This window comes from Streptomyces sp. NPDC059851 (assembly GCF_042732005.1).
Classification (GTDB): domain Bacteria; phylum Actinomycetota; class Actinomycetes; order Streptomycetales; family Streptomycetaceae; genus Streptomyces.
On record NZ_JBHWJJ010000056.1, the window covers coordinates 1 to 15,552 of the forward strand.

A 15,552-nucleotide genomic window follows, 5' to 3' on the forward strand; every position below is an offset into this window, starting at 1 on the left:
GCCGCGCACCGCACCGGTGCGGTGCGCGGCCCCGCCCGCCGGCCCGACCCCACGGCCGGACCGGCGCAGGGCCCGCTCAGCCGAGGCGGGTGAGCCGGGTGCCGACGGAGGGCTCGGTCAAGGCGTTGCGGACGGCCACCGGCACGCTCTTGGCCCCTTCTCCCTCACCGGCCGTCAGGGTGCCGACCTCCGTGCCGGCCTTCGCCTCGTGCGGCAACGGCGGGGCGCCGGCCGCGGCGACGGTGAGCTTGAACTGCTGGCCCGGAACACCGATCACGTTCAGGTCCTTGGTGGCCACGAGCGGCGTGCGGCCGCCGAGGCCGTCGTCCACGTATCCGACCGTGTCGCCCTTGCGGACGAGCGGGGTGGCCGCCAGGGCCGTACGCACCGCTTCGATGATCTTCTTGCTGTTCGCCTGCACCAGGGCCAGGCTGTTGATCGCGTTCAGGTCCGGTCCCTCCACGCGCTGCTCCATCAACGTGCCGACGATCAGCGGGGTCTCGTCACCGACCGACTTGTACGCCGCCCACATCAGTGCCCCGCCCGCCGGCGTGCTGGAACCCGTCTTGATGCCGCGGACGCTGAGGCCCTGAACGCTGAGCAGGCCGTTGTTGTTGCCGAGCGGCTCGGGCAGACCCTTGATGGGTGCGCTGGGCATGGCGACGATCGAGCGGAAGACCTCGTCCTTCATCACCGCCTCGGCCAGCTTCAATTGGTCGGTGGCGGTGCTGACGGTGCCGGCGTCCAAGCCGCTGGGATCCGTGTAGGTGGTGTCCTTCATCCCGAGGTCCCGGGCGGCGGCGTTCATCTTCTCCACGAACGCGGTCTCGGAGTCGCTGCCGGTGTCCCAGCGGGCCAGCAGCCTGGCCACGTTGTTGGCCGACGGGATCATCAGCATCTTCAGCATGTCCTGCTGGCTGAACTTCGTGCCGGCGGTGAGCCCCTGGATCCGGGACTCGTCCTCGGAGTTGCCCTCGACCACGGCCTTCGCGTCGACCGTGATGTCGGGACCGGGATCGTTCTTGCGCAGGGGGTGGCCCTTGAGGATCACGTAGGCCGTCATCACCTTGGCCACGCTGGCCGTGGCGACGGGCTTCTGCTCGCCGAACGAGCCTATGTCGCCGGAGCCGGGAACCCGGACGGCCCCCTGGCCCTTGGCGGGCCACGGGATCGAGAACTGCCCGTCGACGGTGCGACCGGTCTCGGCCGCGACGAGCCGGGGGGCGGGGAGCGGACGCAGCAGCTGGGCGCCGACGTAGGCCCCGGCGAGGAGCAACAGGATCGGCGTCCACACCTTGACGCGGCGCAGCGCCGTCCGGCGGAAGGTCTCCGGCGGAGGAGGCGTGTTCGTCAGCTGGGCCAGCAGATCCAGCGGCGGCTCGGGCGCTGCGGACGCGTGGGGCTGGGAGGGGGGACCGGACCGCGGCGCCGCGGGCGTCGGCTCGTCCAGCGGCTTGAGGGCGACGAACCGGCTCGTCCGCTCGGTGTCGCCGTCCTCTCCGCGAGCCCATGCGGGCACCTTCCGGCCGTCGCCGTCGCCGTCGGCCGTGGCCTTGGTGCCGGTGGCGGTGGCGGTGGCGGTGGCGGTGGCGGACTGGCTTCCTCGGCCTTGGGGCCCGTCGGCGTCCTTCGCCGCGACCGAAGGCTCGGCTTCCTCGTGCGCATCGCGACGCGCTTCGTCGTCGTCCCCGGCAGGGTCCGTCGCGGCGTCGGGCGCGCGCAACGTGACGGTTCGCGTGTCCTCGCCTCCGCCATCGGAGTCGGCCGCGGAGGCCCCGCCCCCGGCCCCGGTCTCGTCACCCGGCGCGGCGGCGCGCGTCGCCGGCTCGGCCCCGGCCTCGGCCTTGGCCTTGGCCTTGGCCTTGCCCTTGTCACGCGTCGGCTTGGTGAGCGTCAGCGTGCCATCGGCCTCCGCACCGCCTTCAGTTGCGGTCCCGGTACGGCTTGCGGGCACGTCATCCGGCTCGGGCCCGGTGTCCCGTCCCTTGCCGGCGGTGGGCTGGGACCCGCGCTCGGGTTCGTCGCCCCCTGCGGCGCCGTCGGGTTCGCTCGGCGCCCCGGTGTCCGAGGCGGACTCGGCCCCCGCCTCGGCGTCAGGGGTGTGCTTGGGTGCGGGTGACGTGACGGCTCCCGCGCCAACGGTTCCTGTGCCGCTCCCGGGCTTGGCGGGGGTGGGCGCGGGCATCGCGAGCACCTGCGTGTCGTCCGCCTTGGGCCCGGCCTTGGCTTCCGCGTCCGCGGCCGTGTCGCCCGTGTCCGTGTCCGTGTCCGTGCCCAAATCTGCCGCCACGGCCTCGGGCTCGGCCTCGACCTCGGGCTGGGTGCCGGGCCGGGCGGCTTCCGCTCGGGAGTCGGCTCCGTCCATGGCCTCGGGGCGAGTCCCAGCCGTGTCGTCGGCCGTGGTGCCGTCGGCCCCGGCGCCCGTCTTCTCCTGCACGGTGTCACGCGCAGGCTCGGGCCCGCCGGCCCCGGCCCCTTCATCCGGCTCATCGCCCGGTACGTCAGTACCGCGCCTGAGGAGCTCACCGTCTGCGTCCGCCTTTGGCGTCCCGTCAGCCGTGGACAACGCGAGGGCAGACGCGTCTTCGGCGTCGATCGCGTCCGCGTCGTCCGGTTCCGCGGTGGTGTCGTCCGGGACCGCCCCCGCGGTGGTAGTGCCCTCGACCTTCGGGTCGTCCGGAGAACCGCCCACCACCGTCATCGCCTTCATCCCAGCCCCGCCTTGCCACTCACACCGTGCAGATATCGTGCGACGGTGCCCATACGGAGCCCCGCCGCACTGCTAGATGTACGCAGCGCACCGTGCGTTCCCCCTTGCTCGCTCTTGTGACCGTTCGGCACGGCATGTCGGCCGGGTTCCGCTCCCGCGCCGCGGTCGGGCCTGCGGTGCGGCCGCCGCCATGTACGCCCTCGGGGTGGCTGGTCGCGGCGGCCGTGCGCGCCGCTGCACCGCCGCCGGGCCACCACGGTGCCGATTGAAACCCCATCCCGCGGCAGACTGTGCAGGTTGCAGCCGTTCGGCACTGCTGACCAGCGGATACAGTACGGGAACCGGTCCTACCGAGGGGCCGATCGGGGGTGACCACGAGACGGCCGCACCCTGGTCGCGGCTCTTCCGGGCCGGAGACCAATCCGATGTGAATCGTTCAGGGGGAGCCTTGTTCAGGCCCATGTCCACGTTTGCCGCGACCGCGCTCGTCGTCGGCGGTGTCTTCTTCAGTGCTGTGCCCGCCGCTGCCGTGACCGTGCAGCCGAGCGCCGTCCCGGTGGTCCTCGCCGCCGGCGGTGAGGCGGATCCGCAGTATTTGCTGGACCAGTACCACTACTGGAGCCGCATGGCGGACAAGTACAAGAAGGAGGGCAAGACCACGGAGGCCCGCAAGGCGCGGGCCCGGGCGGACGAGGCCAAGAGGCGCTACGACCGCCTGACTGCTTGCGACCGTAACCTCCACTGCTAGTACTGCAACGGCACTGGCCGTGACGGCTCGGGCCGCCGTCGGGGCGCCGAGCCGCGGGCGTGTCGCGGTGCCGGCCGGGGTACGACGGAACCCCGGCCGGGCAGTATGCAGCTGACCAACGCCGCTTCGGGGCAGGGTCCCTGAACGATGCCCCGGCACCACCTGCGTTCGGCGCCGTCGGCCGACGCCGGTCACACGTGCCCGAAACCTCGATGCCATGGCCGATGGACCGTACCGGCCCCGGAGACCCCGGTCGGCTCACGGATCGAACCGCCCGGGACCCGGAGTGTGCGTTCGGCGTAGGCTTCTTTGCCACTCAGCGCGCGGAACTCGGTCGCGCCCAGGCCCTACGCCTCCCGGAAGCTGCGGCTGAAGAGCGTCGGCCCGCTGAAGCCCCAGCGGCAACGGTGTGCACCGGGCTGACGCGAAGGCCCGTACGCGCGAGGTCGGATCGGCACCGCTGCGGGCGACGCCGTCGGATCCTGGCCCGGATGCTCGGATGCTTTCCTCCTGGCAGCGGAAGCGCTGGTGGAGGCTGCGGACGGCCGGGCCTCATCGCCGGCATGCGCGAGACGACGCTGGAGAACCGAGCCCAAGGCCGTGCTGCCGTAGCGAAGATTCCCGGTAAGAAAGCCGGACGGTCTGAGTACGCGTACTCTGACGCGGCCGGGCCGGACGGGATCCCATGGGGGTCACACGCGGGCTGCCCGCCTGCCCCAGGCACCACCACCAGGAGAACCCTTGCGTTCCGGAAAACTGCGCACGATCGCCGGCATCACCTTCGGCAACTGGCTCTCGCGGGCCTACCTCGGCCTGGCCGGCTTCCTGCTGTTGATGAGCGCCGGGAACGACGGCAGCCTGGCAGCCGGGCTCTGGGCACTGCTGCTGGCCGTGCCCACGGGGGCCGCCCTCATCGCTCTGGTCAACGCCGCCGGGGACTTGGCGCCGGAATCGGATGCGATCGTGTGGTTCATCCTGCTGTTCTCTTACCTCTTGCAGGCGTTCCTGCTGGGCCTCGTGGCGCGGGCGGTCCGACGGGCCGTCAAGCGGATCGGGCGGCGGCCCGCGACGGCACCGCAGTGGGGAAACCCTCCGGAAGAGACGCCGTAGGGGGCCGTCGAGCACCGGCCCTCCGTCGTGCCGGCCCGCTCGTCGTCTTTTTGACGCGCGGAAATCCACGGGTGCGCCGGGCCGACCACGGCAAGGTGCTCGCCTCGCCGACCTGCCGGGACGCCTCCGGGCGCAGCGGGACGGTCCGGCCGACCGCTATCCTCCACATCCGCCGCAGGGGCCGTGCGGATCCTGCTCACGCGCCCACCAGGAGTCACACCGGCAGACCCCGAAGGGTGATTGACACGTGTCGCACTTCGGCTCGGACGGTTCTTCCGGTTCGGAGACCGGACAGGGCGCCTCGGGTATTCCCGCCCGGCTCCTGCGGCATTCGCAGGACAGACTGCCCCGGCAACTGCCGCCGCGCAGGACCGAGTGGACGAGCCGTTGGTGGCCGCACTCCGTACACCGGTACTCGAACACGGGCCGGCCTATCCGAGCGGGGCGGGCTGCACGGCCGCCGCCGGTGCCAGCAGGCAGTACCAGGGTGCTGCGGACGGAACGGCCCGCGCTGCCCCGTGGCCGAATGGGGCGCCCGCGAAGCGCGCGTTGCACGCGGGCGGGAGCCAGACCGACGAGGTGCTCCTCCGCTGAGATGCGGAAGTTCGGACGTGCTCGGCGCGGCTGACCGGCCACGCAGTGCTGACGAGAAGGCTCATACTCCACAGGATGACCCAACTCGCAGACCAGCAGGGGCGATTCGGCCGTGCGCTTCGCCACGGTGTCACCCGTGCTGTCGGCGGTCCGGCTCCCGGACCGCGGGGAGGAACGATCGCAGGAATGATCACGCCGCCGCAGGTCCGCGTGGGTGGCGGTTCGGGGCGGGCCCGGAGGGGCGTTCGAGTGACCGCGTCGAGCAAGTCGGACGGCGAACCGGGCCGGCGGCCATGCCGGCCCTGGTCGGCGGACTGGTTGGAAGGGCCACCTCAAGCCCTCACCTGACCCCGGACGGGCGTGGCCGGGCCGCCGTCACAGACACGCCGCCGTCTTCCCAGACCTCCGGAACCGGAACCGGGTCGATCGGCCGGAAGCGGGACAACGGGCGTACGGGCGGGTCAGTCAGCTCGGATGGTGCTCGGGGTGGGTCTCGGTCTTCAGCGTCCAGTACTCCCCCAGGCACACATCCGGCAGCGGCGGGAAGCGGTGACCTTTCACGTCCGTGCTCCAGTGGTGCTCACCGCCGCAGTCACACTCGTAGATCCCGCTCGCGGGCACGATCTCGCCCGGGTGCCATGACGTCTGCTCCTCGCTCATGCCACCAGGTCTACGACGACCACCGCTCCACCGCCACCCAGCCCGGAGAGGAGACCCCGGGCTCGGCACGCGCGGCGTTCGGAGGCGGGGCGGTGGTCGAAGAACCGGGCGCAGGCCCGCTCGACTGCGACCGGGCTCACCCGGCGAGGTGGCGGCGACCGCCCTCACTGCCGTCCGACGGCTCGCCGTCTTGGCTGGTGTGTGGCCAGTTGCACTGCGTACGGGGCGTCTGGTTGTGCGGCTGGTGTGGCTGGGGGCCGGGCCTACGACATCCTCGTCCACCTCCACCAGGTCCGCGCTGCCGACGAACTCTCAACCGCACCCGCACCCGCAGCCGCGGCCGCGCCCGACAGCGGGAAGTGGGGTGGGGAGTGGGGAGCGGCCGGATCGGGTCCGGGCGCGGGCAGGACGACGGCCGCGAGCGACCGCCCGCGTTCGACGCACCACAGCCGACCTGGCCAGGCCCCGCGCAGTTGACCTGATCAGGTCCAGCACGTTGCAGCCGGGCCCTCGGTCATGGCTGCCCTGCTCCTGCTCCTCGCCGTGCGCACCTACGAGGAGACGGCCGTCGCACTCGCGCGGTCGAACGGGGCGCTGCGCACCGCCGAGGCCACCATCACGAAGCTGACGTCGCACACGGCGGTCGAACTGCGTGCGGCGGCAGCTGATGACGGTCGGCGGCGTCCCGGACGAGGCCGCACACGGCCTTCGCCGGGGACAGCGAATCGAGGCGGTCCCGTGGCACGGCGGGCGCCGGAACCTGGCCGCGCCGGCGAGGCTGAGGGTGGTGGTCCGGTGGATCCGTGTGCAGTAGTGCGGCGGATCGCCGCGGCAGCTGTCAGGGCCGCACCGGACGTTTGGTCGAGCCCACCACGGTGACGGCCCCAGGTACCTGCACGGTGTCGGCCGCCCGAGGGGGGGGACGGTACCCCACCCCCGCCATCTCGGAGGCTGCTCAGTCGAGACAGAATTCGTTGCCCTCGACGTCCCGCATGACGATGCACGATTCGTTCTCGTCATCGGCAGGCAGTAGTCGCTCGCGTACGGCGCCGAGGGCGACCAATCGTGCGCATTCGGCCTCAAGCGTGGCCAGGCGCTCTTCACCCACGAGTCCGGTGGCGACCCGCACGTCGAGATGCAGCCGGTTCTTGACGACCTTGGCCTCGGGAACCCGTTGGAAGAACAGTCGCGGGCCCACACCCGAGGGATCGATGCACGCGAACCATGAACCCTGATCTTCAGTTGGCAGGGAGCGATCGTAATCGCCCCAGGTGGCGAACCCCTCCGGGGACGGCGGTACGACGTACCCCAACACCTCGCACCAAAAGCGGGCGACGCGCTCGGGTTCTGCACAGTCGAAGGTCACTTGGAACTGCTTGATGGAAGCCATCGGCCCACCGTAGCAAGGGGACTCTGCTACTCATTTCCCTTTTACGTCCTGCGAGTTGACGAGACCACCCGAGGGGTACCCGTCTCGGAGCCTCATCGCCCGTCAGTGCGACGGAGTCAGGCGCGCATCTGCTCCAGGGCGTGCCTGACCGTCCCGCTGGGCTCGCGGGACCCGGCGCGCACCTCTCCCAGGGCAAGTACGGGCCGCACGGTGTCGACCAGATCGACCAGCAGGTCGGCCGTGGACGCCCACAGGTACGCGCTCCATGCGCCTCCGTCGGCCCACGGCGACAACAGGAGCAGTCGCTGCTCGTCTCCGGGACCGGCGAAGCGCCGCTGCTCCTCCCGGTCCGTTCTCGTCACAGGACGCGCTTCGAGCCGTTGCCCCAGGGTTTCGAGTTCCGCCGCGGTGACCTGCGTGGCGGTCGCTTCGAGCATGCCGGAGCCACGGAGCAGCGCGAAGTCCCACACCCGCGTGTAGACCCACTGGGCGAACGTGTCCGCGTGCGGCAGCCAGCCGCCGGGTTGCACGCCGTCCCAGGAGAGCAGCACGGGCGGGTCCTCGGAGCCGTCCAGCTGCACCGCAAGGCAGTAGACGCCCTGGTTCTCCTGGAGGAACGGCAGCAGGTCGTGCGTCAGGGGGGCGAACTCGCGTTCCTCCTGCTCCTCCAGGTCCTCCGGCCATTCCTCGTCGTCGGTCGGCCAGTAGAAGGTCTCCGGCCGGCCGAGGCTCTCGACCGGGTAGACGTGGTCGGCGTGGCGCGCCGGTTCCAGGAGCGTGGTCGCGGCGGCGAGGGAGTACCAGTCGCGTACCGACCGGGGAAGTGCCCGGCCGTGCTGCGCCGCGAGCGCGTCCAATCGGGCAACGGCCGCATCCGAGCGCTCGGCGCTCGCATCCGCGAGGGTCAGGGCGGTCGCCAGGTAGTCCATGTCCCTCAACCGTTCGTCGTCGACGTGGCGCGGTTTCGCGTCAGCGGATCTATATCAGGCCGCGCCGACGATCGGACCATCGGTCCTTCCCCTGCGGACCAGCTGACCAGGGCGCCGTGATGGTTTGCTGGATCTTGCCCTCTTGGCGGCGGTGGTCCGCCGGGCCGAGCGGATGCGGGCCGCTGTGGGTGGGAACGTCCGGGAGGCCCGCTACGTGGTCGCGCAGCCGACGAGGAGGCGGGGCGCCGTCCGTACCAGGGCGGCGGCCGCGACGCCGATCGCGGCGCCGGCCACGACGTCGGAGGGGTAGTGCGCCCCGCTGTGGATGCGCTCGATGGCCACCAGCACCGTCGGCACGGCGCAGGCGGCCCCCGCAAGGGGCCAGGTGGGCGCGACTGCCCCGGTGAACGCCACCGCAGCGGCGGTGTGGCCGGAGGGGAAGGAAGAGCTGTCCGGCCGGTCCTCGTCGCCGTGGTGCGGGATCCATTCCTTCGGCGGGCGGCGCCGCTCGACGAGCTGTTTCCCGACCCCGTTGGAGAGCAGTTCCGCCACCGCCATGCCCGCAACACCCGCGGCTGCGGCCTTGCGCCCCCTCCAGCCGCCCCAGGCCGCCATGACCGCAGCGGCCGCCCACCACACCTTCGTGTGTTCGGCCGCCTCCTCGACCCGCGGCAGGAGCCGGCGGGCCCACGCGGAGTCCCAGACGGCGATCCGCTTGGTCAGCCGATGGTCACCGTGACGTAGGGCCGCCGGAAGCCTCATGTCTTACCGCTTCCCGGCCCGCGGCCACTCCACACGGTGCTACGCCGAGCGGCGATCCGGGCGGCACGAACGAGCACGCCGCCGCGGTCACCGCATGTCCCGACGTGGAACCCGCCCTACAAACGGAATGTAGTATTCCGCCGACGTACGACAGAAGGACAGACGACATGTTCGACTCCCTTGCATCCGGCGGCGACCTCGGTCGGTTCCAGGCCGCTTCGGGCACCCGTCCCGGATCTCCGGCAGGTCTCATGTCGCGCTGCGCCGCCACCGCCATCGACCTGGTCATCGCCGTCGTGGTCATCGTCGCTCCGCTGGTCGGCCTCGACCGGACCCTCACCGGCGCCGGTGTCGCCGATGGGGATGCCCGTGTGATCTGGCGCGCCACCGCCACCGTCTGGGCCGCGGCCTTCTTCCTGCTCTACTCGCCGCTGAGCGTGTCGCGCTGGGGCGCGACTCCGGGCAAGCGGTCCCTGCGCCTCGAAGTGGTGCACTTCGAGACCGGCGAGCGCATCGGCTACGGCTCGGCCGTCGCCCGGCACCTCACGAACCTGGTGATGAGCGGCATCCCGGCGCTGTCTGTCGCCCACGTCTCGTTGATCACCCTCAGCCGGGACGGCCGCGGCCTGCACGACAGGGCGGCGGGCAGCGCAGTGATCCACCGCCGGTGACGGCACGGTCAGGGCGGGCTCAGGGGCCGGGGGTATCACTTCCGACGGAGCGGTCTCGAAGCCGTTGACGCGGCCGGACTCGGACGGCGGCACGTTCGACGCCCCCGGCCGGACGAGGGCGACGTTCCGTGACGAGCGGGTGACGACCGGTTCCCGCTCGACTGGCGGCGAAACCGCTTCCCTCCCATGATCACCGGGCTGAACGTGGTCCGCATGACGACACGGGTGATCACTCAACAAGCCATCGGCGGCTCCGACGTGCTGGAACTCGCCGAAGTACCCCTCCCTTCGCCGGGCCCGGCGAGGTCCTGGTCCGGGTACGGGCCACCGGTATGAACCCCGCGGACTGGAAGGTCCGCATCGGCAAGGTGGACTTCTTCGGCCCGCCGCCGTTCGTACTGGGCCACGAGTTCAGCGGCACCGTGGAGGCCGTCGGCGCGGGAGTGAACCGTTTCCCGGTGGGCGAGGAGGTCTACGGCTGGACCGTCCCGCCACACGGCAGCCACGCCGACCACGTAGTGGTCACCGAGGACAGGATCGCACCCAAGCCGCGCACCTCGACCACGTCGGCGCCGCCCTGCCGATCTCCGGCTTCACCGCCTACCAGGCCCTCGTCACCCTCTCCGACGTACGGCCCGGCCAGCGCGTGCTGATCCACGGCGCGGCCGGCGGGGTCGGCCACCTCGGCGTACAGATCGCCAAGGCCCGGGGCGCGTACGTCATCGGCACGGCTCGCGCCGCCAAGCACGACTACCTGCGCGGACTCGGCGCCGACGAGCTGATCGACCACACGGCGGAGGACTTCTCCACCCTGCGCGACGTCGACGCGGTGTTGGACACCATCAGCAACGACTACGGCCCGCGCTCCCCGCCCGCCCTCAAGCCGGGCGGCATCCTGGTCGACGTCGTCGGCGTCGGCGTGGACCGCACCGAGGTGACGGCCCGCGCCGCCGCACTCGGCGTGCGGTTCGTGGAGTTCTTCCTGGAGCCCACCCCGCCGTCCTGACCGCCTTCGCCGAACTGGTCGACACCCACGGCGTACGCCCCACGATCTTCGAGACCTTCCCGCTCACCGAGGCGGCGAAGGCCCACCACAGCGAAACCGGCCGGGTACAGGGCAAGATCGTCCTCGTGCCGCAGGCACTTCAACGGTTGCTCGCCGTGACGGTTGGGCAGGCGGATCCTTGGGGTCTGACCGTGGATCGGAGCGGCCTGAGTCGGCCCTGGCGGGCGGCGGCTCGAACGGCGGCGAGGGCCGGGCAGCGGGGAGCTGCGGTGTGCGGGGAACCGCGGGGCGGGCGTCGGCAGGCAAGGGCTTTCCAAGATCACAGAGCGCCCGGCCCCGTGATCGCGGTGCAGCGCCGTGTCGTCATCCCGAACCGAGCTGGCGGAATTCATGGGTGGCGCGGGGGAACAAGGTCGACAAGATGCTCGACTGCAGCTCTCCGGTAAGGGAAGTTGCGAGGAATTGGGTGCAGGACGCCGAGAAGTGTTCCCATCGGTCCCCGCGGGCCTCGTTCACCATGACGGTCCATCGGTCCGACTCAATTCCTGGCCGAACGAGCCAGTGGAGGCATTCTCCGTTGTCCGTGGTCGCCCATGGGATCACTCGGGCACCCTCGACCTCCAGTTCCGCCGGTTTCCCCTCGAATTCCCAGAGGTCTTCCAGGACTTCGGCCTGGCGCTCTGCCCATGCGATGAGGTCGTAGTGGTCGTTGGGGCAGCCCGGCTCCAGAACGTAGAGGTAGTCGTCCCAGTTGCTTCCTCCATAAACGTCGATGAGCTCCTTGTAGTCGACGGGAAGTACGACTCCAAGGCTGCGCTCGACCTCGCCCCAATCCTTGTGGCGGGTCTCGCTCGGCACTGGGGCGATGCCGAGAAGACGCGTGAGGGCGTTGGTCATAACGGGTCCTGTTTCCTGAGGGGCAACGGGTCCGGGAGGCGGGGAGGTTGGCTTCCTCCTGCAGCACCGCCTTCGTGGCCGTCGCGCCGGCAACGGGCGAGATGAAGTCCCAGGGCCTGCTCGACTGCCGGGGGCGGGTGACACGGGCCGGGCGGGGCGGCCGGGCGCAGCTGGTCGACCGGTTCGCCTCGACGCCCTCTGGAATCGAATCCGCCGTTCAGCCGTGGAAGGAGAAGTAGAGCGTGTCGTTGTAGAAGGAGGCGAAGTGTTGTTGCCAGTCCGCGCGGACCGAGGCGAGCCAGTCGTCGTTTTCGCCGGCGATCGCCGCCTCGGCCCGGGCGACGGCAGCGGGTATGTCGTGGGCGACCAGCCGTTGTACCCCGGCCACCGGGTCGTCGTCCGTGATCGACACCATCTCCCCGGTCTCCAGGATGAAGTACCTCGCCCGCTGCCGTTCCAGGTGGGCGGTGGTCTTGTCGATGCACTCGGCGAACTCGGCGTCGTCTTCGAGTCCCTGACCGACCAGGTGCAGGAGGTCGCTGAGCAGGGCGGCTCCGCTGGCATAGTCCGCGGCGATGCCGATCCGCGGATTCCAGATCATGGACGGGACGATCGTCGTTCCGTACCCGGCCATGAGCTTGTGGGCGAGCGGGACGTCCCACCTGTGCTCGGATATGCACCGGATCGCCTGGGGGTTCTCGTCCTCGGTCGGCATCGAATCAGCAGCGTAAAGGTATGAACGGTTTGCCATGGCGGCGACCCTAACAGCGCGGACCGACAGCGCCCGGTGCCGACGGCTCGAACGACCGTGCCGGGGCCGGGGTTACGGTGCCGAACCGGTCCGGCGAGCGGGTTCGCGGTGCGCGGGACCAGCCGGTGGAGGGCGTAGAGCCGCCGGGACTCCTATGCGGGTCGGGCTTGGAACCGCCCCCGCGTCCTCGTTGAGGGACGGGCCGGGGCCGGGCCGGGTCGTTGTGCCGCGGGGGCGGATCCGGCCTCGAACCGACGCGTGGCGGTGGTTATCGGCCGTTTTCGCGTAGAGGAGCCGGCAGGGTGTCCACGAGCGGGATGACGGGGCAGGCGGTTCGATGTCCGACACCGCCGCGCCGCTGTAGCTCGGCCGCCCAGCCGGAGGCTGAACGAGCGGCGCCGACGAGGAGGTTCCAGCATGCTGATCACCGTGACGCGGACCGGCGGGTTCGCGGGCCACGAGCGCCAGGCCGCCGTCGAAACGGAATGCCGCGCCGACCGCGCCGAGTTGGAGGCACTCGCCGAGCGCGCGCTCGGCGAGGACCGCCAGGCCGACCAGCAGCCGGTGGCTGACGGCTACCACTACGTCGTACAGGTCGACGGGAAGTTCATGGAACTGCACGACCCCCATCTCACCGACACCCAAAGGCGGTTGATCAGCACCGTCCTGGAGGAGGGCGCCTGACGGAACCCTTGCCGCCGGGGCGCCCGGCCACCGCGACGGGTCTTCGGGGCGCGGCGGAGGAAGGGGGTCACGGCGGCGGACGAGGAGGACCAACGGCCCGGAGGACCAACGGCCCGATCGACACGGGGGCACCGCCCCGCCGTCCGGTAAGACGGGCACCGCCCGAGGGCTCAGGCCTCCACGTACTTGCGGTAGGCCGCCCCCAGTTCGATCACGTCCACCGAGGCGTGCACCACCGGGCGGGGCCCGTCCGCCGCGCCGGACGTGTACGAGCGCAGCAGGTCGAGCGCGGCTGCGCTCAACTCGGCCTTGACCGCCTCGGACCGGCCGGCGAGCAGGCCCAGGTGCACGTGGACGACGGCGTTCTCGGGCGCGCCGTCGGCCACGTACACCTCTTCCAGGCGCCTGAAGCGGGTCTTGCAGTCGGCGACGGAGCCCCCGGCCACCTTGGCGGTGAGGGCGTGCAGGGCGAGGGCGAAGGGGCGTCGGGAGAAGACGTCGGAGAGGTTCGCCGAGTAGTCGACGGTGATCTGCGGCATGAGGCAGTCCAGTTCTGTTATGACCCGATCGGTGCGGTGTCCATGCATTCTCCCCGACCGTCGTGCGCACGGGTCACGCGGGTGAGCCGGAGGACCGGTGCGAAGAAGAACGCGCCCCAACGGTGACATGCAGGCGCAGCCGCATGAACACCACCGCTCCCCGGGCCCGAGGGAACCGCCCCCTCCGCGAACGACCAGGAACGACCTCCTGCGCTGGCGCTACGGCCGTCGCGGGAGTGTGGTCTTCGCCCGGGGCCGGGCGGCCTGGGCGGGGACCGGGGGTCGCGCCGGAGCGTATCGGCTGGTGGGCGGCGGTGGGTGCTGGTGCTGCGTACGCTGAAAGTGCAGGCGGCGAGGGCGTCGCGTGCGCGGAAGGAGTCGTGTGTGAACCGGTTCGCGCGCCTGGCCACGCGCCTGTTGGCCGCGCCCCGGGCCGTCGTGTGGATCGCCGCGGGCCATGAGGCCACTGAGGCGGCCGAGGCCTGGCCTCCGGGCGTCGCTGACGAGGACATGATCGCCTTCTGTCGGCGCACCGCCCGAGAGGGCCGCCCTTGGGCGGGGCGGTCGTCCGGGGCGGGGGTGGTCTGCTTCGCCGGTGTCCCGCTGGCCGGGCCTGACGGAGCCCTCCTCGGGGTGCTGGCCGTCGCCGATACCGGCGTGCGCCGGTGGAGCGAGGACGACCTGGAGAACCTGACCGATCTTGCCGCCGCCTGCAGCGCCCAGGTCAGACTGCGCGAGCGGTCCCGGACCGCGCAGCGCGGGCAGCAGGAGGCCGAGGCCGCGGCCGGGCTGGCCGTGGTCGAGGCGAACCGCATGGAGGTGCTGTTGTCCCGGGCGGAGCTGCTGCTGCGGGCGGCGGAGGACCTGGGCAACACCAGCGGGCTCGTGCAGGTCCGTACGCGGGTGGGCGACCTGGTCAGCGGTGATCTCAAGCCCTCCTACGTGGGTCTGGTGCTGGTGGGGGAGGACGGGCTGCTGCACCGGCTCCCCAGCCCCGGAGGTGGTGGCGCCTGGTCGGATGCGAGCGAGGTGTTCGAGCTGGGGTCCGCCTGGCCCAGTGCGCGTGCGGTCAGGGAGGGCCGGATGGTCGTGGTCGACGCCCGGGAGGCACTGGCGGCGGGGTACGGGCCGGAGGCTGCTGCCGCGTTCGACGCCCGAGGTCTGCGGACCGTGGTGTGCGCGCCGCTGCTGGGCGTACGCGGCACCCTGGGTGCTCTGGTACTGGGGTGGGAGACCCCGTACACGGTGGACGTGGCGGAGCAGGCGGTACTGACCGCGTTGGCCGGATACACCGCGCGCGCGGTCGAACGTGCCCTCTATCTCGACGAACGGATCTCGGTCGCGCACCAGCTGCAGCAGTCCATGCTCACCGACCTCCCCGAGGCCCCCGGCCTGGAGATCGCGGCGCTGTACCGGCCGGCCGCACACGAGCACATGGTCGGCGGCGACTGGTACGACATGTACCCCCTCGCCCCCACGGACCGCGGCGGCGGCAGTTGGGCTGTGACGGTCGGCGACATCATCGGCCACGACCTGGCAGCGGCCACCGTCATGGGACAGGTCCGGAGCATGCTCCGCCAGGCCGACCACGACCAGCCCGGGCATGCGCCGCACCACGCGTTGGAAGCACTCGACACCGCCTGCCACACCATAGGCGTGCCGGCGGGCGGCACTCTCATCCACGCCCATCTCACCCCCCGCCCCCGGGGCCACTGGCACTTCGCGTGGACCAACGCCGGCCACCCGCCCCCGCTCCTGGCACGTCCCGGCCACGGGGCCGAATCCCTGCCCGGCAACGACATCCTCCTGCATCCCGCCCTTCCCCCCACCCCCCGCACCACCCACACACGCCTCCTGCCCCCCGGCAGCACCCTGCTCCTCTACACCGACGGCCTGATCGAACACCGCCACCAGGACCTCGACCGCGCCATCGACCACGCCGCCCGGCACCTGGACGCAGCCGACCCCCACACACCCCTGCAGCACGTCCTGCACGACCTCACCAACGCCGTCGGCCCGCGCCACCCCGAGGACGACACCGTCACCCTCGCCATCCGCACCGCTCCGCCCACCGCGGAGTAACCGGGCGGTCCAGCAGACC

14 protein-coding genes and 1 pseudogene are annotated in these 15,552 nt (G+C 71.6%); 7 read left to right on the forward strand and 8 right to left on the reverse strand.

Features of this window, described 5'->3' with window-relative positions; genetic code table 11:
• Window positions 1-76: 76 nt before the first annotated feature.
• Window positions 77-2,710: a serine hydrolase gene (locus ACFV7Q_RS20235; RefSeq protein WP_385430182.1), complete on the reverse strand. Its 2,634-nt coding sequence runs from the start codon at window positions 2,708-2,710 to the stop codon at window positions 77-79.
• Between the two features lie 460 nt (window positions 2,711-3,170).
• On the opposite strand from ACFV7Q_RS20235, the gene ACFV7Q_RS20240 reads away from it, so the two are divergent.
• Both ACFV7Q_RS20240 and ACFV7Q_RS20245 read left to right on the forward strand, forming a co-directional pair.
• Window positions 3,171-3,458 (forward strand): hypothetical protein, encoded by a 288-nt coding sequence (locus tag ACFV7Q_RS20240; RefSeq protein ID WP_385430183.1) that lies wholly within the window; start codon window positions 3,171-3,173, stop codon window positions 3,456-3,458.
• Between the two features lie 741 nt (window positions 3,459-4,199).
• Window positions 4,200-4,568, forward strand: coding sequence for an SCO4225 family membrane protein (locus tag ACFV7Q_RS20245; protein WP_385430185.1), 369 nt, complete (start codon window positions 4,200-4,202; stop codon window positions 4,566-4,568).
• 1,059 nt (window positions 4,569-5,627) lie between these two features.
• Here ACFV7Q_RS20245 and ACFV7Q_RS20250 read toward each other — a convergent pair.
• The 4 genes from ACFV7Q_RS20250 to ACFV7Q_RS20265 form a co-directional block, all read right to left on the reverse strand.
• On the reverse strand, window positions 5,628-5,822 hold the full coding sequence (locus tag ACFV7Q_RS20250) for a hypothetical protein (RefSeq protein ID WP_385430187.1): 195 nt from the start codon (window positions 5,820-5,822) through the stop codon (window positions 5,628-5,630).
• A gap of 955 nt (window positions 5,823-6,777) precedes the next feature.
• The gene (locus ACFV7Q_RS20255; protein WP_385430189.1) at window positions 6,778-7,212 is read right to left on the reverse strand and encodes a VOC family protein; all 435 of its coding nucleotides are present in this window, start codon (window positions 7,210-7,212) and stop codon (window positions 6,778-6,780) included.
• Window positions 7,213-7,328: 116 nt separating this feature from the next.
• Window positions 7,329-8,141 carry an SMI1/KNR4 family protein gene (locus ACFV7Q_RS20260; RefSeq protein WP_385430191.1) on the reverse strand — a complete coding sequence of 271 codons (813 nt, stop codon included), beginning with the start codon at window positions 8,139-8,141 and terminating at the stop codon, window positions 7,329-7,331.
• A 210-nt stretch (window positions 8,142-8,351) separates the two neighbouring features.
• On the reverse strand, window positions 8,352-8,903 hold the full coding sequence (locus tag ACFV7Q_RS20265) for a phosphatase PAP2 family protein (RefSeq protein ID WP_385430192.1): 552 nt from the start codon (window positions 8,901-8,903) through the stop codon (window positions 8,352-8,354).
• A gap of 167 nt (window positions 8,904-9,070) precedes the next feature.
• Between ACFV7Q_RS20265 and ACFV7Q_RS20270 the strand changes: the two genes are divergently transcribed.
• Window positions 9,071-9,574, forward strand: a complete 504-nt coding sequence (locus tag ACFV7Q_RS20270; RefSeq protein ID WP_385430194.1) for an RDD family protein — start codon at window positions 9,071-9,073, stop codon at window positions 9,572-9,574.
• A gap of 213 nt (window positions 9,575-9,787) precedes the next feature.
• Window positions 9,788-10,705: pseudogene (locus ACFV7Q_RS20275) on the forward strand (NADP-dependent oxidoreductase); the annotation flags it as partial.
• A 238-nt stretch (window positions 10,706-10,943) separates the two neighbouring features.
• On the opposite strand, the gene ACFV7Q_RS20280 reads toward ACFV7Q_RS20275, so the two are convergent.
• A complete protein-coding gene (locus tag ACFV7Q_RS20280; protein WP_385430196.1) occupies window positions 10,944-11,477 on the reverse strand; it encodes an SMI1/KNR4 family protein in 534 nt (177 codons plus the stop codon).
• Between the two features lie 47 nt (window positions 11,478-11,524).
• Between ACFV7Q_RS20280 and ACFV7Q_RS20285 the strand changes: the two genes are divergently transcribed.
• Window positions 11,525-11,716 carry a hypothetical protein gene (locus tag ACFV7Q_RS20285; protein WP_385430197.1) on the forward strand — a complete coding sequence of 64 codons (192 nt, stop codon included), beginning with the start codon at window positions 11,525-11,527 and terminating at the stop codon, window positions 11,714-11,716.
• Here the strand turns inward: ACFV7Q_RS20285 and ACFV7Q_RS20290 are convergent.
• The gene (locus ACFV7Q_RS20290) at window positions 11,695-12,192 is read right to left on the reverse strand and encodes a hypothetical protein (RefSeq protein WP_385430199.1); all 498 of its coding nucleotides are present in this window, start codon (window positions 12,190-12,192) and stop codon (window positions 11,695-11,697) included. The two genes, ACFV7Q_RS20285 and ACFV7Q_RS20290, sit on opposite strands and share 22 nt — an antisense overlap.
• A gap of 453 nt (window positions 12,193-12,645) precedes the next feature.
• Between ACFV7Q_RS20290 and ACFV7Q_RS20295 the strand changes: the two genes are divergently transcribed.
• Window positions 12,646-12,912, forward strand: coding sequence for a protealysin inhibitor emfourin (locus ACFV7Q_RS20295; protein WP_385430200.1), 267 nt, complete (start codon window positions 12,646-12,648; stop codon window positions 12,910-12,912).
• Window positions 12,913-13,082: 170 nt separating this feature from the next.
• Here the strand turns inward: ACFV7Q_RS20295 and ACFV7Q_RS20300 are convergent, their stop codons facing one another.
• Window positions 13,083-13,451: a 5-carboxymethyl-2-hydroxymuconate Delta-isomerase gene (locus ACFV7Q_RS20300; protein WP_385430202.1), complete on the reverse strand. Its 369-nt coding sequence runs from the start codon at window positions 13,449-13,451 to the stop codon at window positions 13,083-13,085.
• A gap of 384 nt (window positions 13,452-13,835) precedes the next feature.
• On the opposite strand from ACFV7Q_RS20300, the gene ACFV7Q_RS20305 reads away from it, so the two are divergent.
• Window positions 13,836-15,533: a SpoIIE family protein phosphatase gene (locus ACFV7Q_RS20305; RefSeq protein ID WP_385430204.1), complete on the forward strand. Its 1,698-nt coding sequence runs from the start codon at window positions 13,836-13,838 to the stop codon at window positions 15,531-15,533.
• Window positions 15,534-15,552: the final 19 nt, after the last annotated feature.

Bases quoted from the DNA above. Each gene is read 5' to 3' on its own strand.
- ACFV7Q_RS20235 (WP_385430182.1), bottom strand. From the start codon at position 2,710: ATGAAGGCGATGACGGTGGTGGGCGGTTCTCCGGACGACCCGAAGGTC.
- ACFV7Q_RS20295 (WP_385430200.1), top strand. From the start codon at position 12,646: ATGCTGATCACCGTGACGCGGACCGGCGGGTTCGCGGGCCACGAGCGC.
- ACFV7Q_RS20300 (WP_385430202.1), bottom strand. From the start codon at position 13,451: ATGCCGCAGATCACCGTCGACTACTCGGCGAACCTCTCCGACGTCTTC.
- ACFV7Q_RS20240 (WP_385430183.1), top strand. From the start codon at position 3,171: ATGTCCACGTTTGCCGCGACCGCGCTCGTCGTCGGCGGTGTCTTCTTC.
- ACFV7Q_RS20250 (WP_385430187.1), bottom strand. From the start codon at position 5,822: ATGAGCGAGGAGCAGACGTCATGGCACCCGGGCGAGATCGTGCCCGCG.
- ACFV7Q_RS20255 (WP_385430189.1), bottom strand. From the start codon at position 7,212: ATGGCTTCCATCAAGCAGTTCCAAGTGACCTTCGACTGTGCAGAACCC.
- ACFV7Q_RS20260 (WP_385430191.1), bottom strand. From the start codon at position 8,141: ATGGACTACCTGGCGACCGCCCTGACCCTCGCGGATGCGAGCGCCGAG.
- ACFV7Q_RS20265 (WP_385430192.1), bottom strand. From the start codon at position 8,903: ATGAGGCTTCCGGCGGCCCTACGTCACGGTGACCATCGGCTGACCAAG.
- ACFV7Q_RS20270 (WP_385430194.1), top strand. From the start codon at position 9,071: ATGTTCGACTCCCTTGCATCCGGCGGCGACCTCGGTCGGTTCCAGGCC.
- ACFV7Q_RS20280 (WP_385430196.1), bottom strand. From the start codon at position 11,477: ATGACCAACGCCCTCACGCGTCTTCTCGGCATCGCCCCAGTGCCGAGC.
- ACFV7Q_RS20290 (WP_385430199.1), bottom strand. From the start codon at position 12,192: ATGCCGACCGAGGACGAGAACCCCCAGGCGATCCGGTGCATATCCGAG.